The sequence below is a fragment of the Streptomyces flaveolus genome, assembly GCF_000716535.1.
GTDB lineage: Bacteria > Actinomycetota > Actinomycetes > Streptomycetales > Streptomycetaceae > Streptomyces > Streptomyces flaveolus_A.
The window spans coordinates 71,822-98,107 of record NZ_JNWV01000035.1 but is presented as its reverse complement, the minus strand read 5'-3'; the positions used below and the strand labels follow the sequence as shown (position 1 = coordinate 98,107).

Annotated in this window: 20 protein-coding genes; 10 read left to right on the top strand and 10 right to left on the bottom strand. The window is 72.1% G+C overall.

The window, feature by feature from the left end; all coding sequences use genetic code 11:
• Positions 1-7 precede the first annotated feature (7 nt).
• From OO52_RS33460 to OO52_RS33435, 6 genes are all read right to left on the bottom strand, one after another.
• Positions 8-856, bottom strand: coding sequence for a siderophore-interacting protein (locus tag OO52_RS33460; protein WP_030650808.1), 849 nt, complete (start codon positions 854-856; stop codon positions 8-10).
• 50 nt (positions 857-906) lie between these two features.
• Positions 907-1,953, bottom strand: coding sequence for an ABC transporter substrate-binding protein (locus OO52_RS33455; protein WP_030650806.1), 1,047 nt, complete (start codon positions 1,951-1,953; stop codon positions 907-909).
• Between the two features lie 229 nt (positions 1,954-2,182).
• Positions 2,183-3,343 (bottom strand): acyl-CoA dehydrogenase family protein, encoded by a 1,161-nt coding sequence (locus OO52_RS33450; protein ID WP_030650804.1) that lies wholly within the window; start codon positions 3,341-3,343, stop codon positions 2,183-2,185.
• Positions 3,344-3,348: 5 nt separating this feature from the next.
• Positions 3,349-4,293, bottom strand: a complete 945-nt coding sequence (locus tag OO52_RS33445) for a hydroxymethylglutaryl-CoA lyase (RefSeq protein WP_030650802.1) — start codon at positions 4,291-4,293, stop codon at positions 3,349-3,351.
• Positions 4,290-6,203 (bottom strand): acetyl/propionyl/methylcrotonyl-CoA carboxylase subunit alpha, encoded by a 1,914-nt coding sequence (locus OO52_RS33440; protein WP_030650800.1) that lies wholly within the window; start codon positions 6,201-6,203, stop codon positions 4,290-4,292. The genes OO52_RS33445 and OO52_RS33440 overlap by 4 nt, the downstream gene beginning before the upstream one ends.
• Positions 6,204-6,214: 11 nt before the next feature.
• The gene (locus OO52_RS33435) at positions 6,215-7,831 is read right to left on the bottom strand and encodes a carboxyl transferase domain-containing protein (protein ID WP_030650798.1); all 1,617 of its coding nucleotides are present in this window, start codon (positions 7,829-7,831) and stop codon (positions 6,215-6,217) included.
• 97 nt (positions 7,832-7,928) lie between these two features.
• Here OO52_RS33435 and OO52_RS33430 point away from each other — a divergent pair, with 97 nt between their 5' ends.
• The 4 genes from OO52_RS33430 to OO52_RS52225 all read left to right on the top strand — a co-directional run bounded on the left by OO52_RS33430 (position 7,929) and on the right by OO52_RS52225 (position 11,675).
• Complete coding sequence (locus tag OO52_RS33430) at positions 7,929-8,525, top strand: SACE_7040 family transcriptional regulator (RefSeq protein WP_030650796.1); 597 nt, start codon at positions 7,929-7,931, stop codon at positions 8,523-8,525.
• A 420-nt stretch (positions 8,526-8,945) separates the two neighbouring features.
• Complete coding sequence (locus OO52_RS33425) at positions 8,946-10,103, top strand: acyl-CoA dehydrogenase family protein (RefSeq protein WP_014672877.1); 1,158 nt, start codon at positions 8,946-8,948, stop codon at positions 10,101-10,103.
• Between the two features lie 47 nt (positions 10,104-10,150).
• The gene (locus OO52_RS33420; protein ID WP_030650792.1) at positions 10,151-11,032 is read left to right on the top strand and encodes an acyl-CoA thioesterase; all 882 of its coding nucleotides are present in this window, start codon (positions 10,151-10,153) and stop codon (positions 11,030-11,032) included.
• Between the two features lie 244 nt (positions 11,033-11,276).
• Positions 11,277-11,675: a hypothetical protein gene (locus OO52_RS52225; RefSeq protein ID WP_199819964.1), complete on the top strand. Its 399-nt coding sequence runs from the start codon at positions 11,277-11,279 to the stop codon at positions 11,673-11,675.
• Positions 11,676-11,763: 88 nt separating this feature from the next.
• On the opposite strand, the gene OO52_RS33410 is transcribed toward OO52_RS52225, so the two are convergent.
• Together OO52_RS33410 and OO52_RS33405 are read right to left on the bottom strand one after the other, a co-directional pair.
• Positions 11,764-12,552 (bottom strand): phosphatase, encoded by a 789-nt coding sequence (locus OO52_RS33410; RefSeq protein ID WP_030650785.1) that lies wholly within the window; start codon positions 12,550-12,552, stop codon positions 11,764-11,766.
• A 78-nt stretch (positions 12,553-12,630) separates the two neighbouring features.
• Positions 12,631-14,232, bottom strand: coding sequence for a PucR family transcriptional regulator (locus OO52_RS33405; RefSeq protein WP_199819961.1), 1,602 nt, complete (start codon positions 14,230-14,232; stop codon positions 12,631-12,633).
• A 189-nt stretch (positions 14,233-14,421) separates the two neighbouring features.
• On the opposite strand from OO52_RS33405, the gene OO52_RS33400 reads away from it, so the two are divergent.
• The 3 genes from OO52_RS33400 to OO52_RS33390 are packed head-to-tail and all read left to right on the top strand — an operon-like array spanning position 14,422 to position 18,613.
• A complete protein-coding gene (locus tag OO52_RS33400) occupies positions 14,422-15,882 on the top strand; it encodes a sodium:solute symporter (protein WP_030650779.1) in 1,461 nt (486 codons plus the stop codon).
• A 56-nt stretch (positions 15,883-15,938) separates the two neighbouring features.
• Positions 15,939-16,919, top strand: coding sequence for an agmatinase (gene speB / locus OO52_RS33395; RefSeq protein ID WP_030650776.1), 981 nt, complete (start codon positions 15,939-15,941; stop codon positions 16,917-16,919).
• Positions 16,916-18,613 (top strand): thiamine pyrophosphate-binding protein, encoded by a 1,698-nt coding sequence (locus OO52_RS33390; protein ID WP_030650774.1) that lies wholly within the window; start codon positions 16,916-16,918, stop codon positions 18,611-18,613. Before speB ends, OO52_RS33390 begins: the two co-directional genes overlap by 4 nt.
• A gap of 576 nt (positions 18,614-19,189) precedes the next feature.
• Here OO52_RS33390 and OO52_RS33385 read toward each other — a convergent pair.
• Both OO52_RS33385 and OO52_RS33380 read right to left on the bottom strand, forming a co-directional pair.
• Positions 19,190-19,549 carry a peptidase inhibitor family I36 protein gene (locus OO52_RS33385; RefSeq protein ID WP_030650772.1) on the bottom strand — a complete coding sequence of 120 codons (360 nt, stop codon included), beginning with the start codon at positions 19,547-19,549 and terminating at the stop codon, positions 19,190-19,192.
• 154 nt (positions 19,550-19,703) lie between these two features.
• Positions 19,704-20,162 (bottom strand): hypothetical protein, encoded by a 459-nt coding sequence (locus OO52_RS33380; protein ID WP_030650770.1) that lies wholly within the window; start codon positions 20,160-20,162, stop codon positions 19,704-19,706.
• 179 nt (positions 20,163-20,341) lie between these two features.
• Here OO52_RS33380 and OO52_RS33375 point away from each other — a divergent pair, with 179 nt between their 5' ends.
• The 3 genes from OO52_RS33375 (at position 20,342) to OO52_RS33365 (ending at position 26,242) form a co-directional block, all read left to right on the top strand.
• Positions 20,342-21,265: a serine hydrolase gene (locus tag OO52_RS33375; RefSeq protein ID WP_030650768.1), complete on the top strand. Its 924-nt coding sequence runs from the start codon at positions 20,342-20,344 to the stop codon at positions 21,263-21,265.
• Between the two features lie 53 nt (positions 21,266-21,318).
• Complete coding sequence (locus OO52_RS33370) at positions 21,319-22,353, top strand: esterase-like activity of phytase family protein (protein WP_030650766.1); 1,035 nt, start codon at positions 21,319-21,321, stop codon at positions 22,351-22,353.
• 169 nt (positions 22,354-22,522) lie between these two features.
• On the top strand, positions 22,523-26,242 hold the full coding sequence (locus OO52_RS33365; RefSeq protein ID WP_030650764.1) for an ABC transporter ATP-binding protein: 3,720 nt from the start codon (positions 22,523-22,525) through the stop codon (positions 26,240-26,242).
• The last annotated feature ends 44 nt before the right edge of the window (positions 26,243-26,286 follow it).

Sequence of the window (26,286 nt, the reverse complement as noted above, 5' to 3'; positions counted from 1 at the left end):
CGAAGGGTCAGGTTTGTTCCGCGGCCCGGAGCTGTTCCTCCGTCATCCCCTGCCGCCAGTAGCCGACGAAGGTGACACGCCGCCGGTCCACCCCGCGCTCACCCACGAAGTGCCGCCGGAGCGCCTTGACCTGGTTGCACTCCCCGGCGATCCACACGTACGCCCGCTCGGCGTCCGGCAGGGGAGCGGCTCGTACGGCGTCGACGGCCATGGGGGACCCGTCGTGCCGTACGAGCCACGTGATCTCCGCGTCCGCCTCCGTGCGCACGTCCTGGACGTCACCGGCGTGCGGCACCTCCAGCCAGGCCCGGGCCCGGGTGCCGGCGGGCAGTGCTTCGAGGATCGCGGTCGCGGCCGGTACGGCGGTCTCGTCGCCGCACAGCACGACGGGACCGGTGTCCTCGGGCGGGCGGAACCGGATCGCCCGGTTGTCGGCCACGGCCGGGCCGAGCAGCAGTACCCGGTCGCCGGCGGCGGCGCGGGCGGCCCAGCGGGACGCGGGGCCGGCGGGCGTGGCCGCGCCCGGCTCCACGCCGTGCAGGGCGAAGTCGATGTCGATCTCGTCGGGGTCACGGCGCAGCGCCCGCAGCGTGTACGAGCGCATCACCGCCCGTACGTCGTCCGGGAGTTCCCGCCACCCCTGCCACCAGCGCTCGCCCAGCTCCAGGGGGACGACGGGTTCGGCCTGTCCGGGATGCGGGAGGAAGAGCGACAGGGACTGGTCCCGGCCGTCCGAGTGGAAGGCGTGCAGATCGGTTCCGCCGAAGGTGACCCGGACCAGGGACGGACCGAGCCGCCTCGTCCGTACGACCTGCAGGGCGAAGAAACGGAACGGGGCGGCTACGGCCGTCGTCATGTGTGGCTCCTGAGAGTGGGGTTCAGGGCTTTGTCAGAGGTGCTTGGCGGTCAGCTGACCTTCTTGGCCTTCTCCAGGGCCTCCGCCAGGTTCGTCAGCAGCGGCACGCACTTGTCGTAGGACAGGATCGGCTCGGGGGACCGGGCGATGACCTGACCCGCCTTCACCGCGGGCAGCTTCTTCCAGGTGGCCTTGGTGATGTCGGCGGGCTGGATCGCCGAGGAGCGGTCGTCCATCATGATGATGTCGGCCTGGTACTTGTCGACGTTCTCCCAGCTCAGCGACTCGTACCAGCCACCGCCCTGCTTCTTGGCGCTCTCCGGCGGCTCCACGAAGTTCACGCCGAGGGCCTTGAAGTACTCCAGGTCGATGGAGAGGTTGGTGCCGGAGACGTAGAAGAGCTGGTCGCTGGCGCTGCCGGCCATCACCTTGATGCCGGGCTTGGCCTTGGCGGCGGCGCGCAGCCGGGCGGCGGCCTCCTCGAACCGCTTCTTGGCGTCGGTGACCTTCGCGGCCTTCATGTCCGCGCCGAGCGACTCGGCGAGGTCCCACATGCGCTGGAGCGGCGCGGTGAGCTGGCGGTCGTAGACGGAGATGCCGACGCTGGGGGCGAGCTGGGCGATCTTCTTCTTCGACTCCTCGGGGACGTACCAGAGGGTGCCGGCGTCGTCGAACATCGTGGAGATGAGCACGTCCGGGGCGAGGGAGGCGTACTTCTCGATGCTGAACTGGCCCCAGGTGTTGCCGAGGACCGTCACCTTGCTGATGTCCATGTCGCCGGCCTGGACGTCGGGCTTGCCCGCGGTGGTCCTCGTCGGGCCGAAGACGCCCTTCACCTGGATGCCGTAGTCGTACAGCGCGGCGCCGACACCGGTGAACGCGACGATGTTCGCGGGGACCTTGTCCAGCTTCACGGTCGTGCCGCGGTCGTCCTTGAACGACCAGGGCCCGGACTTGCCGGCCTTCGCCTCCGTGCCGGAGCCGCTGTCTTTGCCCTTGTCGTCCCCGCAGGCGGCGAGCGCGGCACCGAGTCCGAGGGCGCCGCCGGCGGCGAGCAGGCCACGGCGAGTGAGGTGGGTGACACGGGCATGGGGCATGGGTATGACTGCTTTCGAACGGGGCGAAGCGCCCGCCGGACAAGTTCGAAGGTAGGTTAGCCTAACCTCAGTAGATGTCCAGGGGGCGGGTTCACCCGGCGCGCGCGTCGTGGACGACTCCCGGCCGGCCCGGAGTTGGCGGTGCGCGTCCTGTGCGGCAGCCGCACACATGACACGGGACCGACAGCCGGGGGCTGTCGGTCCCGTGTGCGGCGGGGCGGGTGCCCGGTCAGCTCACCAGGCCCAGTTCACGGGCGATCAGCATGCGCTGGACCTCGCTCGTGCCCTCGCCGATCTCCAGGATCTTGGAGTCGCGCCACATGCGGGCCACCGGGTACTCGTTCATGAAGCCGTAGCCGCCGTGGATCTGGGTGGCCTCGCGGGCGTTGTCGACGGCGACCGTGGAGGAGTAGAGCTTGGCCAGGGCCGCCTCCTTCTTGAAGGGCTCGCCGGCCACCAGACGGCTGGCGGCGTCGCGCCAGGCGAGGCGGGCCGTGTGGGCCTTCATCTCCATGTCGGCGATCTTGAACTGGATCGCCTGGTTCGCGCCGATGGGCTTGCCGAAGGCGTGACGTTCCTTGGCGTACTTGACCGACTCGTCCACGCAGCCCTGGGCCAGGCCCGTCGCCAGGGCCGCGATGGCGATGCGGCCCTCGTCCAGGATGCGCAGGAACTGGGCGTAGCCACGGCCCTGTTCACCCAGCAGGTTGGCGGCCGGGACCCGGACGTCGGTGAACGACAGCTCGCGCGTGTCCGACGCGTTCCAGCCGACCTTCGAGTAGGGCGCCGCCACCGTGAAGCCCGGCGTGCCCGACGGGACGATGATCGCCGAGATCTCCGGCCGGCCGTCCGGCTTGCGCCCGGTGACGGCGGTGACGGTCACCAGCCCCGTGATGTCCGTGCCCGAGTTGGTGATGAAGCACTTCGTGCCGTTGATCACCCACTCGTCCGTGTCCGGATCGAGGCGGGCCGTCGTACGGGTCGCCCCCGCGTCGCTGCCGCCGTCCGGCTCCGTCAGACCGAACGCGCCCAGCATCTCGCCCGCGCAGAGCCGGGGCAGCCACTGGCGCTTCTGCTCCTGGGTGCCGAACAGGTGCAGCGGCATCGCGCCCAGCGAGACCCCCGCCTCCAGGGTGATGGCCACCGACGAGTCGACGCGGGCCAGCTCCTCCAGCGCGATGCCGAGCGCCAGGTAGTCGCCGCCCATGCCGCCGTACTCCTCCGGGAACGGCAGCCCGAACAGGCCCATGCGGCCCATCTCACGGACGATCTCGTACGGGAACTCGTGCCGCTCGTAGAAGTCGCCGATCTTCGGCGCCACGACATCGTGCGCGAACTCCTCCACCGTGCGGCGGAGGTCCTCCAGCTCGGGGCTGAGACGGTGGTCCATGCTGATCACTGGTCCTTGTGGGAGAGAGCGCGGACGGTACGGGACGGGCTGGGCCGGCCCAGCTGTTCGGCCATCCACACGCTGGTGGCGGTCAGACGGCCGAGGTCGACCCCCGTCTCGATGCCGAGTCCGTGCAGCATCCAGACGAGGTCTTCGGTGGCGAGGTTGCCGGTGGCGGACTTGGCGTACGGGCAGCCGCCGAGGCCGCCGGCGGACGCGTCGACCGTGGTGACGCCGTGCTGCAGCGCCGCCAGGGTGTTGGCGAGCGCCTGGCCGTAGGTGTCGTGGAAGTGCACGCCGATCACGTCCGTCGGCACCCCCCGCTCGTTCAGCAGGCCGAGCAGCTCCCGGACCTGACCGGCCGTGGCCACGCCGATCGTGTCGCCGAGGCTCAGCTCGTCGCAGCCCATGTCCCGCAGGGCCGTGCAGACCCGGGCCACCTGGTGCGCCGGCACCGCGCCCTCCCACGGGTCGCCGAAGCACATGGACACATAGCCGCGCACGTGCACGCCCCGGTCCTTGGCCTCCCGCACCACCGGCTCGAACACCGCCAGCGACTCGTCCAGCGTGCGGTTGAGGTTGGCCTTCGCGAACGACTCGGTGGCGCTGGCGAACACGGCGACGCGCTCGGCGCCGAGGGCCAGCGCCCGGTCCAGACCGCGCCGGTTGGGGACCAGCACCGGGAGGGCCACCCCGGGAACCTCGCTCACCAGCGGGAACAGCTCCTCGGCGTCGGCGAGTTGGGGCACCCACTTCGGGTGCACGAAGCTCGTCGCCTCGATCGTCGTCAGGCCCGCGCCGGCCAGCCGCCGGATGAACTCCGCCTTCACCGCCGTCGGCACGGCCGTCTTCTCGTTCTGCAACCCGTCCCGCGCGCCGACCTCGTGGATCCGCACCCGCGCGGGCAGGCCCGGGGCCGGTACGACCATGGGCAGACCGTCGACGCTCATTCCGCCGCCTCCTCGGGGGCGATGACGGCCAGCACCTGGTCCATGGCGACCGTCGTGCCCGGTGTCACGTCCAGTTCGGCGACCGTGCCCGCGTGCGGGGCGGAAATGACGTGCTCCATCTTCATCGCCTCCACCACCAGCAGGCTCTGCCCGGCGGCCACTTCGTCGCCGACGGCCACCTTGACCACCGTCACAGTGCCGGGCATGGGCGCGGTGAGCGAGTCGGCGCCCGCGTGGGCCGCGCGGTTCAGCGACGCGGCCACCGGGTCGTGGTCGCGCACCTGCCAGGCATCGCCGTCGCGGCCGATCCAGTCACCGGCCCGGTGGAAGGTGTGCCGGACGCCGTCGAGGGTGACGGTCACGCGGTCGCCGGTGACGGTGTGGGTGCCCCGGGGCGTGTACGCCACCGGGTCCTGCACCCGCACGTGGAAGGCGGGCGGCCTCGGGGTACCGCCCAGGCGCCAGCCGCTCGGCACCGAGAAGGGGTCGACCCAGCCCTCCGTACGCGGCTTCAGCCGCTCCAGGCGTACGGCCGCCGCCGCCTCGTACACCTCCTCGGGCACGTCCGTGGAGACCAGCTCGTCCACGACGCGCTCGACCAGGCCCGTGTCCAACTCGCCCGCGACGACCGCCGGGTGCGCGAGCAGCCGGCGCAGGAAGCCCGCGTTGGTCTGCACGCCCAGCGTGACCGTCTCCGCGAGCGCCGAACGGAGCTTGCGCAGCGCCGTCTCGCGGTCGGGGCCGTACGCGATCACCTTGGACAGCATCGGGTCGTACAGGCTGCCGACCTCGGTGCCCTCGGTGAGCCCGGAGTCGGTGCGCACGCCGTCGCCCTGCGGTTCGTTCAGCAGCAGGACCGTGCCACCGGACGGCAGAAACCCGCGCGCGGGGTCCTCCGCGCAGATCCGGGCCTCCACCGCGTGGCCGGTCAGCCGCAGGTCCTCCTGCGCGAACCCCAGCGGCTCCCCGGCGGCCACCCGCAGCTGCCACTCCACCAGGTCCAGCCCGGTGACGAGTTCGGTGACCGGGTGTTCCACCTGGAGACGGGTGTTCATCTCCATGAAGTAGTACTGCGAAGGGTCGCCGCCCGGGACGATGAACTCCACCGTGCCCGCGCCCCGGTACCCGCACGAACGGGCCGCCTGTACGGCCGCCTCGCCCATCGCGGCCCGGGTCCTCTCGTCGAGGAGCACGCTCGGCGCCTCCTCGATGATCTTCTGGTGGCGCCGCTGGAGGGAGCACTCGCGCTCGCCGAGGTGGACCACGTTGCCGTGGCCGTCGGCCAGCACCTGGATCTCGATGTGCCGGGGCCGGTCGACCCACCGCTCCACCAGCAGGGTGTCGTCGCCGAAGGAGGCGCGGGCCTCGCGGCGGGCGGCGGCGATCTCCTCCTCAAGCACGGTCATGTCCCGCACCAGCCGCATGCCCTTGCCGCCGCCCCCGGCGGAGGGCTTGAGCAGCACGGGCGCGCCCAGCGCGCGGGCCGCCTCGGCGAGCTCGGGGTCACGGCCGCCCGGCACCACCGGCACCCCGGCCGCCTGCACCGTCTCCTTGGCACGGATCTTGTCGCCCATGAGCGCGATGGCGTCCGCCGGCGGGCCGATGAACACCAGCCCCGCCTCCTCGCAGGCGCGGGCGAAGCCCGCGTTCTCCGCGAGGAAGCCGTAGCCGGGGTGGACGGCCTGGGCGCCGGTGCGGGCGGCAGCCTCAAGCAGCCGCTCCACCGACAGATAGCTCTCGGCGGCCGGCGCCGGACCGATCCGTACCGCCGTGTCGGCCTCCCGGACGTGCCGCGCGTCGGCGTCGGCGTCGGAGAAGACCGCCACCGAGCGCACGCCCAGCGAGCGGAGCGTTCGGATGACGCGTACGGCGATCTCGCCCCGGTTGGCCACCAGCACTGTGTCGAACACGGTTCCCCTCCTCACATCCGGAAGACGCCGAACTGGGGGTCTCCCAGAGGCGCGTTGGCGCAGGCCGTCAGGGCGAGGCCCAGCACCTGACGAGTCTCGAGCGGGTCGATGACGCCGTCGTCCCAGAGCCGGGCGGTGGCGTAGTAGGCGTTGCCCTGGCGTTCGTACTGCGCGCGGATGGGCGCCTTGAACGCCTCCTCGTCCTCGGCGGGCCAGGATTCCCCGCGCGCCTCCAGCTGGTCCCGCTTGACGGTCGCCAGCACGGACGCGGCCTGCTCGCCGCCCATGACGGAGATCTTGGCGCCCGGCCACATCCACAGGAAGCGGGGGGAGTAGGCCCGGCCGCACATCGAGTAGTTGCCCGCGCCGTACGAGCCGCCGACCACCACTGTCAGCTTCGGCACGCGCGTGCAGGCGACCGCGGTCACCATCTTGGCGCCGTGCTTGGCGATGCCACCGGCCTCGTAGTCCTTGCCGACCATGAAGCCGGAGATGTTCTGGAGGAACACCAGCGGGATGCCGCGCTGGTCGCACAGCTCGATGAAGTGGGCGCCCTTCTGGGCGGACTCGGAGAACAGGATGCCGTTGTTGGCGACGATCCCGACCGGGTGGCCGTGGATCCGGGCGAAGCCGGTGACCAGGGTCTGCCCGAACTCGCTCTTGAACTCGGCGAACCGGGAGCCGTCGACCACGCGGGCGATGATCTCGCGGACGTCGTAGGGGGTGCGGGAGTCGACGGGCACCGCGCCGTAGAGGCCGTACGGGTCGACCTTCGGCTCGGTGACGGGCGCGACTTCCCAGGGCGGGGACTGCCGGGCCGGGAGAGTGGCGACGATGTTCCGGACGATCCTGAGGGCGTGCGCGTCGTCCTCGGCGAGGTGGTCGGTGACCCCGGAGACCCGGGAGTGGACCTCTCCGCCGCCCAGCTCCTCCGCCGTCACGACCTCGCCGGTGGCCGCCTTCACCAGGGGCGGGCCGCCCAGGAAGATCGTGCCCTGGTTGCGGACGATCACGGCCTCGTCGCTCATCGCCGGGACGTACGCCCCGCCGGCCGTGCAGGAGCCGAGCACGGCCGCGATCTGCGGGATGCCCGCGCCGGACATCCGGGCCTGGTTGTAGAAGATCCGCCCGAAGTGGTCCCGGTCCGGGAACACCTCGTCCTGCATCGGCAGGAAGGCGCCGCCGGAGTCGACCAGATAGACGCAGGGCAGCCGGTTGTCGAGGGCCACCTCCTGGGCGCGCAGGTGCTTCTTCACCGTCATCGGGTAGTACGTGCCGCCCTTGACCGTGGCGTCGTTCGCGACGATCACGCACTCGCGCCCGCTGACCCGGCCGATGCCGGCGATCACCCCGGCGGCCGGGGCCTGTCTCTCGTACATCCCGTCGGCCGCGAGCGGGGCCAGCTCCAGGAAGGGCGAGCCCGGGTCGAGCAGTGTGTCCACCCTGTCCCTCGGCAGCAGCTTGCCGCGCGCGGTGTGCCGGGCCCGCGCCTTCTCGCCGCCGCCGAGGGCCGCCGCGGCCAGCTTGGCGCGCAGCTCCTCCACGAGGGCGAGATGCGCCTGTTCATTGGCCCGCCAGGCCTCCGACGCGGGATCTGCCGCGCTCTGGAGCTCCGGTGCCTCGTGCATCCTGCGGTTCCCCTCACCGGTGATCGAACCTGTTAATGAGCGTTAACCATCGCCACCAGGTTAACGACCGCTAACCTCGCTGTCTAGAATTGTCTGCATGGTCACCAGAACCGACGCCCCCACCCGCCGCGAGCAGATCCTCAAGGAGGCCGCCCGGCTGTTCGCCGAGCGCGGGTTCCACGGCGTCGGTGTCGACGAGATAGGCGCCGCGGTCGGCATCAGCGGCCCCGGCCTCTACCGGCACTTCCCGGGCAAGGACGCGATGCTCGCCGAGCTGCTGGTCGGCATCAGCGGACAGCTGCTGACCGGGGCCAAGCGCCGGCTGGCGGAGGCCGACGGGGTCCCCGCGACCCGCATCCTCGACTCCCTGATCGAGGGCCACATCGACTTCGCCCTGGACGACCGCCCCCTGATCACCCTGCACGACCGCGAGCTGGACCGCCTGCGGGACAGCGACCGCAAGCTGGTGCGGCAGCTCCAGCGGCAGTACGTGGAGCTGTGGGTGGAGGTGGTCCGCGCGGTGTACCCGGGCCTGACCGAACCGGCCGCCCGCTCGGCCGTCCACTCGGTCTTCGGCCTGCTCAACTCCACCCCCCACCTCGGCCGCGCCGGCACGCTCCCCGGCCGGGGCACGACGGCGTCCCTGCTGCACCGGATGGCGCGGGGGGCGTTCGAGGCGGCGGGCGAGGAGTAGCCGGCGGAGCCGTTCACACGGGTCGGCGGCAGGGGGAGTGCCGTCGGCCGGCCCGGCCGGGGGAGTGACGGGTTCGAGGGTGCTGGGGGCCGGTCGTTCCGCGTCGGACACGAGCACGCTCGGGTGGGCGCCGAGTACCGGGTGAGCACGCCGCTCCGCATCGGGTCGCCGACGATCTCCGTGTCGGGCCCGCCCGGCTGCTCGTGGTGCCGCCGCACGGCCAGGCCGGCGCCTGCTTCCACGTCCGCGTCAGGGTGACCGGGCCCGTGCGTGGCCCGCTCTCCGGCTGCCGCTTCCGCTCCTCGGGGGAGCGTGACGAGCGTTACGGCGGGACCCCCCTGGACGGGGTTCCGTACTCGCCGGTACGGTGAGTGAGCAAGCGCTTAGACATGCCGATGTCAGGTACGTGGAGGTGGCGGCGTGCGCCGTACGGTGTTCAACGAGGATCACGAGGCGTTCCGGGAGACCCTTCGCGCCTTCATCGAGGCCGAGGTCGTGCCGGTGTACGACGAGTGGTTCGCCGCCGGCCAGGCGCCGCGCGACTTCTACTACAAGCTCGGCGAGCTGGGCATCTTCGGCATCAGCGTGCCCGAGGAGTTCGGCGGCGCGGGCCTGGACACCCACAAGTTCGAGGCCGTCCTCTACGAGGAGACCGCCCGCGCCGGCGTGCAGTTCGGCGGCTCCGGCGTGCACGTACTGCTCGCCCTGCCCTACATCAAGATGCTCGCCACCGACGAGCAGAAGAAGCGCTACCTGCCGAAGTTCGTCACCGGCGAGGAGATGTGGGCCATCGCGATGACCGAGCCGGGCACCGGCTCCGACCTCGCGGGCATGAAGACCACCGCCAAGCTCTCCGAGGACGGCACGCACTACGTCCTCAACGGCGCCAAGACCTTCATCACCGGCGGTGTGCACGCCGACAAGGTGATCGTCTGCGCCCGCACGGCCGCGCCCACCGCCGAGGACCGCCGCCACGGCATCTCCCTGTTCGCCGTGGACACCAAGTCCGAGGGCTACTCCATCGGCCGCAAGCTGGACAAGCTGGGCCTGCGCACCTCCGACACCGCGGAGCTGGCCTTCGTCGACGTCAAGGTCCCGGTCGAGGACCTGCTCGGCGAGGAGAACAAGGGCTTCTCCTACCTCGGCCACAACCTGGCCTCCGAGCGCTGGGGCATCGCCTTCGGCGCCTACGCCCAGGCCAAGGCCGCCGTCCGGTTCGCCAAGAGTTACGTGCAGGAGCGCACCGTCTTCGGCAAGCCGGTCGCCCACTTCCAGAACACCAAGTTCGAGCTGGCCGCCTGCCAGGCCGAGGTGGACGCCGCCGAGGCGGTCGCCGACCGCGCCCTGGAGGCCCTGGACGCCGGCGAGCTGACCCCTGCCGAGGCCGCCTCCGCCAAGCTCTTCTGCACCGAGGTCGCCCACCGCGTGATCGACCGCTGCCTCCAGCTGCACGGCGGCTACGGCTACATGAACGAGTACCCGATCGCGCGCCTGTACGCGGACAACCGCGTCAACCGCATCTACGGCGGCACCAGCGAGATCATGAAGACGATCATCGCCAAGGACATGGGCCTGTAAGGCCCCGGACACCGACGAGCGATCACTGGCTGGTACAACCGCACACCATGAGCCAGGCACTCCAGGATCTCCTCGATCTGCTCGACCTGGAGCAGATCGAGGAGAACATCTTCCGCGGCCGGTCCCGCTCCGCCGTCGTCCCCCGCGTCTTCGGCGGACAGGTGGCGGCGCAGGCGCTGGTCGCCGCCGGGCGGACGGTCCCCGCGGACCGGCCCGCCCACTCCCTGCACGCGTACTTCCTGCGCCCAGGCGACCCGGGCGCGCCGATCGTGTACACCGTGGACCGCATCCGTGACGGCCGGTCCTTCACCACCCGCCGGGTGGTGGCCGTCCAGCACGGCAAGCCGATCTTCCACCTGTCCGCGTCCTTCCAGGCGTACGAGGACGGCCTGGAGCACCAGGCGCCCATGCCCGCCGCGCCCGACCCGGCGACCCTGCCGACCTCCCAGGAGCGGCTGCGCGGCTACGGCCACCTCGCCCCCGACGTCGTGGAACGGTTCCTTCAGGCGCGCGAGGCGATCGACCTCAGGTACGTGGACGAGCCGCCGTACGGTCGGTACGGCGAGCCGCGCGAACCCCACTCCCAGGTGTGGTTCCGCACCAACGGCAAGCTCGGCGGCGCCGTCGACGAACCCCTGCTGCACGTCGTCCTCGCCACCTACGTCTCCGACATGACCCTGCTCGACTCCGTGCTGCTCGCGCACGGGCGCGGCGGCTGGGCCGTCGGCGACGTGGTCGGGGCCTCCCTGGACCACGCGATGTGGTTCCACCGCCCCTTCCGGGCCGACGAATGGCTGCTGTACGACCAGGAGTCGCCGTCCGCGCACGGCGGCCGGGGCCTCGGCCAGGCGCGTATCTACACCCAGGACGGGCGGCTCGCCATCTCGGTCATCCAGGAGGGTGTCGTCCGCGTGCCGAGACAGGCGTGACAGGGGTTCTCCTCGAGATGACGCGTGACCTATGTGGGATTAGGCTCTCTGAGTGAAGGCCGCAGTGAACGGCATGCCCGGCAGACCCGCTATGCGAGGTGCCCAGCGCCGTTTCGGTTTCAACTGGCTGCGGTGACACCTGAAGACCGCGCCGCATTCTTCCCCTTTCGCAGCGGCGACGGCCATCCACCTCGCGCCTCCCCTTCGGGAGTCGTGAGAGACGATGGAGATGGAAGGTATTCCCATGCGATCACAGCGCGCGAGGCGTCTTGTCGCGATTTCCGCCAGTGGCCTGCTGCTGGCCGGCGGAGCCGCGATCGGCACGGCCGGAACCGCCTCAGCCTCGGACTACAACAGCCACAGTTCCTACAGCTGGAACTGGGGCGACGATGACGACGACGGCGGCTACGGCGGCGGCTACGGCGGCTACGGTGGCGACAACGGCGGCTACGGCGGCGACCACGGCGGCGGCGGTGACCACGGCGGCTACGGCGGCGACCACGGCGGTGGCGGAGGCCACGGCGGTGGCGGTCACGGCGGCGGTGGCGGTGGCCACGGCGGTGGCGGTCACGGCGGCGGTGGCGGCGGTCACGGCGGCGGTGGCGGCGGCGGCCACGGAGGAGGTGGCGGCGGCGGCCACTGAGCCGGCCAACGAATGACGATGTGCGGCCCCGCGCGCGCGGGGCCGCACATCGGTTTCACCGAGCGCCAGAAGAGACCGTGACGGGGAGTCAGGAAAGGCCCGCCGCGGCGAGGAGGTACGCCGTCATCGGGTCGTAGTGACGCGGGCTCACCACATGGTCGTCCAGCGGGACGACGACCTGCACGGTGCCCTCGGACTCGGCGAGGAACAGCGCCGGGTCGTTGCAGTCGGCGTACCCGACGGAGTCGACGCCGTGCTGTCCCGCGTACCCGGCCCAGCCGTGGTCGGCGACCACCAGGTCCGGCAGCGGGCGCCCCTCCCGCTCGAGTGCCGTGAGAATGGCCCGCATCGGCTCGCCGGAGTGGGTGTGCCACAGCGTCGCCCCGTGCTCCAGCACGGCCACGTCCGCGAACTGCATCACGTACCCCTCGTCCGTCCGCAGCCCGTCCGGGATGACCACGATCTCGCAGCCGGCGGCGCGCAGCGCGGCGGCCGTGGCCCGGTGGACGTCCAGCAGACCGCCCGGGTGCCCGGTCGCGAACAGCACGCGCTGCCGGTCCTCGGCCGCCTTGCGCAGCCGCGCCGCCATGCGGTCGAGGGCGTCCACGGTCAGCTCGGGGTCGATGGTGTCCTGCCCGTACCGGTACTCGGGGTCGTCGTTGACACCCACCCGCTCCGCCATGACCGCGAGCACGTCCTGCTCGTCCGTCCAGCGGTCACCCAGCTCCAGGCCGAGCCAGAAGTTGCGGACACCGTTGGCGAGCTGACGGTAGTGGGAGAGGTTGTTCTCGCGGGGCGTGGCGACGTCCCCCGCGATACGCGTGCGCACCAGGTGGTCGACGAGCTGGGCGCGGCTGGGTGTCCCGGATATCGGCATGCCTCCCATTGTGGGGCAGCGCACCGCGCGCGTCCTCGGCATATCGCCCGCTGGGACGGGGTTCACCCACGGTCGCCGTCAGTCACGGCGCAGCGCGAACCACAGCTCCATGCGCACGTCCGGATCGTCCAGATCGGCGGCCAACAGGGCGGCGCAGCGGGCGATCCGCTGCCGCACGGTGTTGCGGTGCACGTCCAGCGCCACCGCCGTGCGATCCCAACTGCCGTGCAGGGACAGCCAGGTGCGCAGGGTGTCGGCGAGCGCGGCCTGCCCCGCGAGGGGGGCGAGCAGCGTACGGGCGTGGGTCTCGGCGTCCGCCGACGGCACCAGGTCCGCCAGCGCCGGCCGGGCCGCGTGCCGGACCAGCGGGGTGCGGGTGGCGCGGGCCCGGGCGAGGGCGCGGGCGGCCTGGGTGTCGGCGGCCGGCCACTCCCGGGGTCCGGCCGCGGCGCTCACCCCGAGCGTCCAGCCGGGCTGCGGCTCCGGTTCCCGGTCCGCCGGCACCAGCACCCGTACGACATCACGGGCGAGGTCGACCAGCGGCGAGCCCAGGGCGGCGCCCAGCGCGGAGGCGGCGACCGCGTCCGGGGCCTGGGCCTCCGGCCGCGCGTGCACCACGAGCCACTGCCCGGTGCCGAGCAGTGGCGCCACCTCCTCGGGCGGGGCGCCGAGCAGCAGCCGGACGAGCGCGGAGGAGCGGGCCGCCCCGGCCCCGCTCTGGTGCTCACCGGTCAGCAGGGCCAGCAGGACGGCGGCGACGGAGGCGATGGTGTGGTCACCCGGGTCGCGCCGGGGAGCGGCCACCCCGAGCACGAACCCTTCCCCGGCCCCGAGGGCGTAGACCGCGAGGTGGGTGGCGCCGTGGGTGTCGGTGGCGGAGGTGGGGTGCGGGCGGGGGGCCGGTGCGGTCGGTGCGGAAGGGGTTGCGTGCGGCCGGCCGGGGGGAGCGCTCGGTAGGGAAGGGGCCGGGTGAGCGGCCGTCGCGGAGTGCGGCCGGCCGGGCGGAGCGGTCGGTCCGGAAGCGGTGGGGTGCCGGACCACCCCCGCCAGCTCCGCCAGTGCCGTCCGCGCGCCCTCCGGTGTCTCCCGGCCCGCCCCCGCGACCTCCGTGCCGTCGGGCCCGTAGAGCACCGCCCGGCCGCCCAGGCGCTGGGCGAGCTGACGCAGGACCGAGGGGACCGGATCCGGCCGGGAGGCGGCGGCCGCCAGACTCTGCTGGGCCTCGGTGACCCGGCGCAGTTCGGCCAGCCGGGCCTGTGCCATCAGCTGCCAGACCGCGCGGGCCACCCCGGAGAACGTGGTCTGCGGCGGGACCTCCAGCAGCGGCAGCCCGTACCGGTCGCAGGCGGCGACCAGGGCGCGCGGGACCGTGTCGTGCACCGGGGCCACCCCGAAGCCGAGGGCCGCGCCGCCCGCCGCCACGATCCGGGAGACGTAGTCGTCGAAGTAGGTGCCCGATCCGGCCGCCTCGGGGATGTGCACCCCGGCCGTGAGCAGCAGCTCGCCGCCCAGTAGATAGGGGTAGGGGTCGGCCATCTCCGAGGTGTGCGCCCAGTGGATCACGATCCCCGGGTCCGTCGGCCCGGCGATCTGCCGCAGCGCGAGGTCGTCGCGGGCCAGCAGGGCCTGGAGTGCGACCGGTGGGGTCGGTGGGACCGCTGGGGCGATCGTCTCCGGCATGGTGTGCGTTCCCTCCATCCCGCCCCGTCCATATGGATGAAACGTACACTTCGCAGTCGCTTTCCGGCCACCTAGCCTCAAGGGGCACGGCAGCCGCGGGTACGGGCGGATGTCCCCGCGAGCCGCTGCCGGCACATCCCCGAAGCACCTGCACGACACGCCACCGGACAGTGCGCGAAGGAGGGCCCCATGGCCGTCGACTACACAGTGATCGTCGTCTATCTCGCCGGCATGCTCGCCATGGGCTGGTGGGGCATGCGCCGCGCCAAGTCCAAGAGCGAGTTCCTGGTGGCCGGCCGCCGCCTCGGGCCCGCCATGTACTCCGGCACCATGGCGGCGATCGTCCTCGGCGGCGCCTCCACCATCGGCGGCGTGGGCCTCGGCTACCAGTACGGCCTCTCCGGCGCCTGGATGGTCTTCACCATCGGCCTCGGCCTGCTCGCCCTGTCGGTCTTCTTCTCGGCACGGATCGCCCGCCTGAAGGTGTACACGGTCTCCGAGATGCTCGACCTGCGCTACGGCGGGCGGGCCGGCGTGATCTCGGGCGTGGTCATGTGGGCGTACACCCTCATGCTCGCGGTGACCTCCACCATCGCCTACGCCACGATCTTCGACGTGCTCTTCGACATGAACCGCACGGTCGCGATCATCCTCGGCGGCTCGATCGTCGTCGCGTACTCGACCCTCGGCGGCATGTGGTCGATCACCCTGACGGACATGGTCCAGTTCGTCGTCAAGACCATCGGCGTGCTGCTCCTGCTCCTGCCGATCGCGGTCGTCAAGGCGGGCGGCTTCTCCGAGATGAAGGCCAAGCTGCCGACCGGGTACTTCGACCCGCTGGGCATCGGCGGCGAGACGATCTTCACCTACGTCCTCATCTACACGTTCGGCATGCTGATCGGCCAGGACATCTGGCAGCGCGTGTTCACCGCCCGCAGCGACAGGACCGCCAAGTGGGGCGGCACGGTGGCCGGAACCTACTGCCTGGCCTACGCCCTGGCCGGCGCGGTGATCGGTACGGCCGCCAAGGTGCTCTACCCCAAGCTGGGCAGCCCCGACGACGCCTTCGCCACCATCGTCAAGGACGAACTCCCGGTCGGCGTGCGCGGACTCGTCCTGGCCGCCGCCCTCGCCGCCGTGATGTCGACGTCATCCGGCGCCCTGATCGCCTGTGCCACGGTCGCCAACAACGACATCTGGTCCCGGCTGCGCGGGGTCGTACGACGTGACGGCGAGGACCACGACGAGGTCAAGGGCAACCGCGTGTTCATCCTGGTCATGGGCCTGGCGGTGATCGGCACGGCGATCGCGCTGAACAACGTGGTCGAGGCGCTCACCGTGGCGTACAACCTCCTCGTCGGCGGCCTGCTCGTGCCCATCCTGGGCGGCCTGCTGTGGAAGCGCGGCACCGTCCAGGGCGCGCTCGCCTCCGTGATCGTCGGCGGCCTCGCCGTCATCGGTCTGATGGCCGGCTACGGCATCCTCGCCAACGAGCCCGTCTACTACGGCCTGCTGGCCTCCCTCGCGGCCTACGTCGCCGTCTCCCTGGCCACGAGGCCCACCGACGAGACGGTCCTCGCCACCTGGCGCGAGCGCCTCGCCGGACGCTCCCCCGAACTCCCGTCCGAACCGGTCCCGGCTCACCAGTAGAGTCATAGGGAAAGCAGTACAAGCGCGATGAAGCGCTGGAAAGAAGGCATTTCACCATGAGCAGCAACGAGACGCCCCGCGGCCCCGTCGACTCCTCCCGCATCCCGCGGTACGCCGGCCCCGCGACCTTCGCCCGGCTGCCCCGCCTGGACGAGGTCGGCACCGCCGACGTCGCCGTCGTGGGCGTGCCGTTCGACTCCGGCGTCTCGTACCGGCCGGGCGCCCGCTTCGGCGGCAACGCCATCCGCGAGGCGTCCCGGCTGCTGCGCCCGTACAACCCGGCGCAGGACGCCTCCCCGTTCGCCCTCGCCCAGGTCGCGGACGGCGGCGACATCGCCGTGAACCCGTTCAACATCAACGAGGCCGTGGAGACCATCGAGGCGGCGGCGGACGAGCTGCTCGGCACGGGCGCCCGCCTGATGACCCTGGGCGGCGACCACACCATCGCGCTGCCGCTGCTGCGCTCGGTGGCGAAGAAGCACGGCCCGGTCGCCCTGCTGCACTTCGACGCCCACCTGGACACCTGGGACACCTACTTCGGCGCCGAGTACACGCACGGCACCCCGTTCCGCCGCGCGGTCGAGGAGGGCATCCTCGACACGTCCGCCCTGTCGCACGTCGGCACCCGTGGCCCGCTGTACGGCAAGCAGGACCTCACGGACGACGAGAAGATGGGCTTCGGCATCGTCACGTCCGCCGACATCTACCGCCGGGGCGCCGACGAGGTGGCCGACCAGCTGCGTCAGCGCATCGGCGACCGCCCGCTGTACATCTCCATCGACATCGACTGCCTCGACCCGGCCCACGCGCCCGGCACCGGCACGCCGGAGGCGGGCGGCATGACCTCCCGCGAGCTGCTGGAGATCCTGCGCGGGCTGGCCGGCTGCAACCTGGTGTCGGCGGACGTCGTCGAGGTGGCCCCGGCCTACGACCACGCCGAGATCACCTCGGTCGCGGCCTCCCACACGGCGTACGAACTGACCACCATCATGAGCCGCCAGATCGCGGCGGCCCGGAAGGACGCGGAAGCGAAGTGACTCACGACCACGACCTGGTACTCCGCCCGACGCCGGCGCAGATCACCGCCGCCCTGAACCCACCCCCGGGGCGCAACGGCGGAGACCTGGTCGTGGAGACGCTGGCCGGGCTGGGCGCGACGACCGTCTTCGGCCTCCCCGGCCAGCACGCCCTCGGCATGTTCGACGCGCTCCGCCGCTCCTCCCTGCGGTACGTGGGCCTGCGGGTGGAGAACAACGCGGGCTTCGCGGCGGACGCGTACGGCCGGATCACGGGTGAGGCGGCCCCGCTGCTGCTCTCGACGGGTCCGGGCGCGCTGACGTCACTGGCCGCGCTCCAGGAGGCGGCGGCGGCCAGCGCGCCGGTGCTGGCGATCAGCAGCCAGATCCCGACGGCGGGCCTGGGCGGCGGCCGGCACGGTTACCTCCACGAACTGCCGGACCAGGCGGCCTCGTTCCGGGGCGTGGTGAAGTCGGTGCACACGGTCCGCACCCCCTCCCAGATCCCCTCCGCCCTCGCGGCGGCCTGGAAGTCGGCCCTGACGGCCCCGCACGGCCCGGTGTGGGTGGAGATCCCGCAGGACGTCCTGCTGGCCGAGACCTCGCTGCCCGTGGTGACGGCGATGGACGCGACCCCGGACGACCTGGTCCCGCGCCCCGAGCTGACGGCGGTGGCGGCCGACCTGCTCTCCCGCGCCGCCCGACCCGCGATCATCGCGGGCGGCGGGGTCGTACGCGCGGACGCGTCGGGCAAGCTGCGCCGGCTGGCCGAGAAGCTCAAGGCACCCGTGGTGACGACCTTCGGCGGCAAGGGCGCGTTCCCGTGGCACCACCCCCTGTCGTTGCAGTCCTGGCTGGAGGACCGGCACACGACGGACTTCCTGGAGGACGCGGACGTCCTGCTGGTGGTCGGCTCGGGCCTCGGTGAACTGTCGTCCAACTACCACACGTTCAAGCCCCGGGGCCGCGTGATCCAGATCGAGGCGGACCTCGGCAAACTGGAGTCCAACCACCCGGCCCTCGGCATCCACGCGGACGCCCGGCCGGCCCTCCAGGCGCTGCTGGAGACGGTGGAGGAGCGCACGGACGACTCCGCGCCCGAGCGGGTGCGGGACCTCCTGGCCCGCGTGTCCGAGCGGATAGCCGCCCAGGAACTCACCCTGGAACAGGACGTGCTGGCGTCGGTCCGCCGCGCCCTGCCCGCCGACTCCCCGTCCTTCTGGGACATGACGATCCTGGCCTACTGGGCCTGGTCCGCCTTCGACCCGCAGGCCCCCAACACCATGCACTCCGCCCAGGGCGCGGGCGGCCTCGGGTACGGCTTCCCGGCGGCCCTGGGTGCGGCGGCGGCCGACCCGACGCGCCCGGTCCTGGCGGTGTCGGGCGACGGCGGGGCGCTCTACTCGATCGCCGAACTGGCGACGGCGAAGCAGTACGGCCTGAACGTCACCTGGCTGATCGTCGACGACGGCGGCTACGGCATCCTCCGCGAGTACATGACGGACGCCTTCGGTCAGGCGACGGCGACGGAACTCACCCGCCCCGACTACGTGGCCCTCGCCGAGTCCTTCGGCGTACCGGGGGTGCGCACGACCCCGGAAACCCTGGAGGTCGACCTGACCAAGGCCCTGGCGACCTCGGGCCCGTCGGTGGTGGTGCTCCCGGCCGTGCTGCGGATGTTCGCACCGACGCACCTGGGCCAGGCGGCCGGCTAGCCGGACAACTGCGCGCACAGGCACGTGACTTGATGGTCGGAAGGTGACCGGCCGGCCAGAGGGAGCCAGTATGCTCTGTGCCGCTGGTGCTTCGATCGCCGTCCAGTGCTCCGGTCCGCCAGGGCCGGATCCCGCAGCGCGGGACGCTACGGCGAGAGGAGCGCTGGCATGGCAAGGAGAAGGAGTGGCACCGCGGAACGCGAGCCGGAACCGCTTCCCCGGTGGGTGCGGGTCACGGTCGCGATCCTGACGCCACTGGCTCCCCTTGTCGCGGTGTGTGTGCAGACGTTCGCCAAGTAGGGCGACGACGTGAGGGGTTCGGGCCGAACGGGACGACTTCGCCGATGGCAAGGCGAGTCCGACCGGCCTCTGATCGGCCGGACCCACCCGGCGCATGCGCTGCGGTCCGGCTCCGGTTGCCGCCGGGGCCGGACCTCGCCGCGCTGACGGCGCTGACGAGTTCGCGCCCGTATCCCTGCGGCACGACGTCCGTACAGTGCACGTCACCCGCCACTGTAGGCCAAGCGCTGTACGGTTTTCCGATTCAGGCGAACAGCCCGGCCCTGCCGCCTCCCGTCAGCAGCCGCCCGGCCCCACCGCGTCCATCCGGCCGCCGAAGTCGCCGCGGTAGCGGGAGCGCCAGTCCCCGTTGAAGACGTCCCGCTTCTCCACCGGGCCCCAGTTGATGAAGCAGGCGCGGGTCGAGGCGACGAAGGAGCCCACGTGGTCGTGGAGGCTCGGCGGCAGGTCGCGGTAGCCGCTGCGGGCGGTCCACTCCCAGTAGTCACCGCCGAAGCCCTCGCCGCTCCAGAAACAGACGGAGCCGTCGGGGCAGGAGGGCTGGGCGGCACGGGCCGTCGCGGCTTCGGCGGGCACGAGCACGGCGGTCAGGGCGAGGGCGGCGGCGAGCGTCCAACTGCGGAGCTGCTGCTTCATGTGGCTCTCCAGGAAGGGGAGTCGGGATGCCCGGCAGCGCGCCGGGCACCGCCATGGTGGGCGCCGGCCCACGGGACACGCCCACCGGCGAGACCGCCTTCGCCGGTGTGAGGGAAGAAGTGGGACTAGTAGGACCGTAGACGCCGCATCCCGTCTACGCGTCACGCCCGTTGTCGCGAGGGGTGTTTCCGTGCGCGTGGCGGTTGAGGAGAAGCAGAACGGAGCAGACGGCGGAGCAGGCCAGCCCCGCGTACAGCAAAGGCGGGGCCCAGAACCACACCTCCTCGGTGTTGTGGCCGCTGGTCCAATGACAGGTGACGGACGGGGGGAAGCCGCCCACGCTCGCCGAAGTCAGGCCGTAGTCCCGTCCGGCATCCCGGTACACACCGTCGCCGCCCCTGTCCCCGCACAGGTCGAGCGGGTTCGTGAAGGCGAGCCCGTAGACGCTCGCCGCCCCATAGCCGGCGATCGCCGCCGCGACCCCGATCACGGCCCACCGGGCCGGCCGCGAGGGCTTCCTCCTGGACACCCACAGCGCGTACGGGACCGTCCCAACGGCGAAGAGGAGAAGTGTGATCGCGGGCGGGCCGAAGAACGCGAACAGAGACACCATGCGTCGTGACGCTACTTCGCCGGGACCGCCGCACGTCCGGGCGGCACCTGTGAGGAACCCCCCTTCCCCGAACGCGCGTACAACTATCGACCACCCCCGCGAGTCCAGTCATGCAGCGCACGGGTGCGCTCAACGGCGTTCAGGGGGACGCCCGTACGACGTCCAAGGGGGAACTTTCCATGACTTACCGGATATCCGGCCGGGCCGGCGCGCTCGCGGCCGCCGTCAGTGCCGCGCTGCTCGTACCGACGGTCGTCGCCGCCGCCCCGGCCGCCGCGGCCACGCCGACCGTGACCTGTACGTCCGCCAAGGCGGGCCTGGCCGCGAAGCTGAAGAAGGACATCACGGCCGCCCTCACGAACCGCAAGGGCACGGTCGCCGTCGGTCTGTACGACCGCAGCACCAACACCACCTGCACCCTGCGGGCCACCAGCGCCTACGACTCGGCCAGCACCGTCAAGGTCACCGTGCTCGCCACGCTGCTGTGGGACGCGAAGAAGCACAACCGGTACCTGACGAGCACCGAGCAGTCGCTCGCCAAGGCCATGATCACCCAGTCCGACAACAACGCGACCAGCAAGCTGTGGAAGCAGCTCGGCATGACGAAGATCAAGGGTTTCCTGGCCGCCGCCGGCATGACCAAGACCGTGCCGGGCGCGAACGGCTACTGGGGCCTGACCCAGGAGAACGTCACCGACGAGCAGAAGCTCCTCAAGCTCGTCACCGCCAAGAACAGCGTGCTGAGCGACAACTCCCGGGCCTACATCCTGAAGCTGATGGGCCAGGTCGTCTCCTCGCAGCGCTGGGGCACCCCGGCCGGCGCGCCGTCCTCCGTCTCCGTGCACGTCAAGAACGGCTGGCTGCAGCGCTCCACGCACGGCTGGCGGGTGCACAGCCTGGGCACCTTCAACGGCGCCGGCCGCGACTACATGATCACCGTGCTGACGCAGGACAACAGCACCATGAGCTACGGCGTCACCACCATCCAGAACGTCGCCAAGGCGATCCACAAGGACCTGGTGCCGACCACCACCGGCGTCACCCGCTACACCCCGACCAGCCAGCCGCGCGAGGCGTTCGTCGCCGTACCGCCGCGGGGCTGACGCTTCACGAGGCGGTCTCGCGCATGTCACCGACGGGTCCTACGGTGACGGTCATGCGCCTGAGAACCGTACTCGCCACCCTCACCGCCGGCCTGGCGGCGGCCACCTGTCTGACCGCCGCCGGGCCCGCCGCCGGGTCCACCGCCGGCACCGCAGAGCGTCACGCCTGTTCGGCCACCGTGTCGATCGACCGCTTCTCCGACGCGCTCGACAAGACCACGTACGACGGCACCTTCGTCGGCAACTTCTCCGCCCTCGCCGTGGACCGGGACGGCTCGCTCGCGGCCCTGGCCGACCGCTCGTCGCTGTTCCGCCTGGACGCCCGCACGCTCCAGCCGTGGGCGGCCGTCCGCCTCGCCGACGAGAAGGGCGCCGACCTCGACTCCGAGGGCCTCGTCATCGAGCGGGACGGCACCCGGCTGGTCTCCTCCGAGACCGAGCCGTCCGTCCGCCGCTACTCCCGCGACGGCAAGATCCTCGACCGCCTCCCGGTCCCGGGCGCCCTCCAGGTCGCCCCGGCCGGCCGCGCCACCGTCAACCAGACCTTCGAGGGCCTGACCCTGCTGCCCGGCGGCCACACCCTGCTGGCCTCCATGGAATACGCACTCTCCGGCGACTCCGCCGGCATCGTCCGCTTCCAGACGTGGACCCGCCACCACGGCCGCTTCACGCCCGGCGCCCAGTACGCCTACCGCACCGACGCCGGTCTCGGCGTCCCCGAGGTCCAGGCGACCCCCGACGGCCGCCTCCTCGTCCTGGAGCGCGGCTTCACCGCCGGCGTCGGCAACACGGTCCGCCTCTACCTGGCCGACCTCCGCCACGCCACGGACACGAGCGGCACCGAGAACCTCACCGGCCAGCCGGGCGTCCGCCTGATCAGGAAGACGCTTTTGACCGACATCGCCGCCTGCCCCTCCCTCGGCGCCACGGCGAAACAGCCCCAGCCGAATCCCCTCCTGGACAACATCGAGGGCATGACGATCACAGGCCGCGACCACACCGGCCGCCTGGAGGTCCTCCTGGTGAGCGACGACAACCAGAACGCGGCCCAGACGACCCGGTTGTACTACCTGCGGGTACGAATCTGACTCCGGAAGGGGGGCAGCCCCCCCGGGGCGCGGGGAACTGCGCGAGGAACCACGACGGCGCCGCACCCGCCGACGCACAGTTCCCGGCCCTCGTCGCGGCGGGATGAAATCGCCCCCCGAACGCGTTGACGTCTGGGGTAGAGGACGGCCAAAAGCAGGAGGCACCGGCGTGGCAGCGCAACGGGGATGGGCACGACGTCTGGCGGCGTACGCCTGGCGGTATCCGAAGGACGTCGTCCTCGCCCTCGGTTCCTCCCTCGCCGGTATGGCCGTCCTGGCCGTCGTCCCGCTGCTCACCAAGGTGATCATCGATGACGTGATCGGCGCCCACACCCGGGCCATGGCCCCCTGGGCCGGCGCCCTCATAGGCGCCGCCGTCCTCGTCTACGCCTCCACCTTCGTCCGTCGCTTCTACGGTGGCCGGCTCGCCCTCGACGTCCAGCACGACCTGCGGACGGAGATGTACGGCGCGATCACCCGGCTGGACGGCCGCCGCCAGGACGAGCTGTCCACCGGGCAGGTCGTCGGCCGCGCCACCAGCGACCTCCAGCTCATCCAGGGTCTGCTCTTCATGCTCCCGATGACCATCGGGAACATCCTGCTCTTCGTGATCTCCCTGGGGATCATGGCGTGGCTGTCGCTGCCGCTGACCCTGGTCGCCCTGGCCGTCGCGCCCGCCCTCGGCTGGATCGCCAAGCGCAGCCGCAGCAGGCTCCACCCGGCCACCTGGTACGCCCAGGCCCAGGCCGCCGCCGTGGCCGGCGTGGTGGACGGCGCGGTGAGCGGCGTCCGCGTGGTGAAGGGGTTCGGGCAGGAGGACCAGGAGACCGGCAAGCTGCGCGAGGTCGGCCGTCGGCTGTTCGCGGGGCGCCTGCGCACGATCCGCCTGAACAGCACGTACACCCCGGCCCTCCAGGCCGTGCCCGCGCTCGGCCAGGTCGCCATGCTGGCCCTCGGCGGCTGGCTCGCCGTACGCGGGCACATCACGCTCGGCACCTTCGTGGCCTTCTCCACCTACCTGGCCCAGCTCGTCGGCCCGGTCCGCATGCTCGCGGTGGTCCTCACCGTCGGCCAGCAGGCCCGCGCCGGCACCGAGCGCGTCCTGGAGCTGATCGACACCGAGCCGACCCTCGAGGACGGCACCAAGACCCTCCCCGCCGACGCGCCCGCGACCGTCGAGTTCGACGACGTGTCCTTCGGCTACGACCACGAGCGTCCCGTGCTGGAAGGGCTGAGCTTCGAGATCCGGCCCGGCGAGACCCTCGCCGTCGTCGGCTCCTCCGGCTCCGGCAAGTCCACCCTCTCCCTGCTCCTGCCGCGCTTCTACGACGTCACCCACGGCGCCGTCCTGGTCGGCGGCCACGACGTCCGCGAGCTGACCCTGGACTCGCTGCGGGCCGCGATCGGACTGGTCCCGGAAGATTCGTTCCTCTTCTCCGACACCGTCCGCAACAACATCGCCTACGGCCGCCCGGACGCCACCGACGAAGAGATCGAGGCCGCCGCCCGCGCCGCCCAGGCGGACCGCTTCATCAGGGAGCTGCCCCACGGCTACGACACCAAGGTCGGCGAACAGGGCCTCACGCTCTCCGGCGGCCAGCGCCAGCGCGTCGCCCTCGCCCGCGCCCTGCTCACCGACCCGCGCCTGCTGGTCCTGGACGACGCCACCTCGGCCGTGGACGCCCGCGTCGAGCACGAGATCCACGAGGCGCTCAAGCACGTGATGGAGGGCCGTACGACCCTGCTCATCGCCCACCGCCGCTCCACCCTCAACCTCGCCGACCGCATCGCCGTGCTCGACGGCGGCCGGCTCGCCGGCCTCGGCACCCACGAGGAGCTCCAGGAACGCTCGGCCCTCTACCGCCGTCTGCTCACCGACCCGGACGAGCTGGGCAGGACCTCCCCGGGCCGCGCCGTGCCGGCCGAGCCGCGGGAGGACACCTCCGTCCGCGACGAGCTGGAGGCCGAGTTCGACGCCGAGCGGGGTGTCACCCCGCGGCTGTGGACCGGCGACCGCGAGCCCAAGGACACGGCCCTGACCGGCACCCCGGCCACCCCGGAACTGCTCGCCCAGGTCGAGGCGCTGCCCCCGGCCACCGACACCCCCGACATCGACGAGGCCCGCGCCGTCCTGCCCGAGGACTCCTACGGCCTGCGCCGCCTCCTGCGCGGCTTCCGGCTGCCCCTGCTCGTCAGCCTGCTGCTGGTCGCCGTCGACGCGGGCGCCGGCCTGCTGCTGCCGGTGCTGATCCGGCACGGCATCGACTCGGGCGTCACGAAGATGGCGGTCGGCGCGGTCTGGGCGGCGGCCCTGCTCGGCCTGCTGACCGTGCTCGTCCAGTGGGCCGCGCAGATCGGCGAGACCCGGATGACCGGGCGTACCGGCGAACGCGTGCTGTACACGCTGCGGCTGAAGATCTTCGCCCAGCTCCAGCGGCTCGGCCTGGACTACTACGAGCGCGAGCTGACCGGCCGGATCATGACCCGGATGACCACGGACGTCGACGCGCTCTCCACCTTCCTGCAGACCGGCCTGGTCACCGCGTTCGTCTCGGTCGTCACCTTCTTCGGGATCATGGTCGCGCTGCTGGTGCTCGACCTCCAGCTCGCGCTCGTCGTCTTCGCCACCCTGCCCCCGCTGGTCGTGGCCACCTTCTTCTTCCGCCGGGCGAGCGTGAAGGCGTACGAACTCGCCCGCGAGCGGGTGTCGACGGTGAACGCCGACCTCCAGGAGACCGTCGCCGGGCTGCGGATCGTGCAGGCCTTCCGGCGGGAGCGGGACGGCGGGCGGCGGTTCGCCGAGCGCAGCGACGCCTACCGCGGCGCCCGCATCCACGGCCAGTGGCTGATATCCGTCTACTTCCCGTTCGTGCAGCTGCTGTCCTCGGTCGCCGCGGCCGCCGTGCTGATCGCGGGCGCGGGCCGGGTCGAGGCGGCCACGCTGACCACCGGCGCCCTGGTGGCGTACCTGCTCTACATCGACCTGTTCTTCGCGCCCGTCCAGCAGCTCTCCCAGGTCTTCGACGGCTACCAGCAGGCCACGGTCTCCCTGGGCCGCATCCAGGAGATGCTGCGCGAGCCGACGTCCACGCGGAGCGCCGACGAACCCCTCGACGTGCTGTCCCTGCGCGGTGACATCGCCTTCGAAGGCGTGCACTTCGCGTACGGCGGCGAGGAGGAGGCGCTGTCCGGCATCGACCTGACGATCCCGGCCGGGCAGACGGTCGCGTTCGTCGGTGAGACGGGCGCCGGCAAGTCGACGCTGGTCAAGCTGGTGGCCCGGTTCTACGACCCGACGCGGGGCCGGGTCACGGTCGACGGCACGGATCTGCGCGCCCTGGACCTCACGTCCTACCGCCACCGGCTCGGGGTCGTCCCGCAGGAGGCCTACCTCTTCCCGGGCACCGTCCGCGACGCCATCGCCTACGGCCGCCCCGACGCCACCGACGCCGAGGTGGAGGCGGCGGCCCGCGCGGTCGGCGCGCACGAGATGATCGCCACGCTGGAGGGCGGCTATCTGCACGAGGTCGCCGAGCGCGGCCGCAACCTCTCGGCGGGCCAGCGCCAGCTCATCGCCCTGGCCCGTGCGGAACTGGTCGACCCGGACATCCTGCTCCTGGACGAGGCCACGGCCGCCCTGGACCTCGCCACCGAGGCGCAGGTCAACCAGGCCACCGACCGCCTGGCGGGTCGCCGTACGACCCTGGTGGTCGCCCACCGGCTGACCACCGCCGCGCGGGCGGACCGGGTGGTGGTGATGGACCACGGCCGGGTCGCGGAGGACGGCACCCACGAGGAGCTGCTGGCCCGCGGCGGCCGGTACGCCGAGCTGTGGCGGACCTTCGTCGGCCAGTCCGAGCCGGAGGAGCCGGTCGGCGCCTCCCGCTGACGCCGCGCCCCGGGGCTCCGGGTCGGTTCGTCTCGCTGACGGTC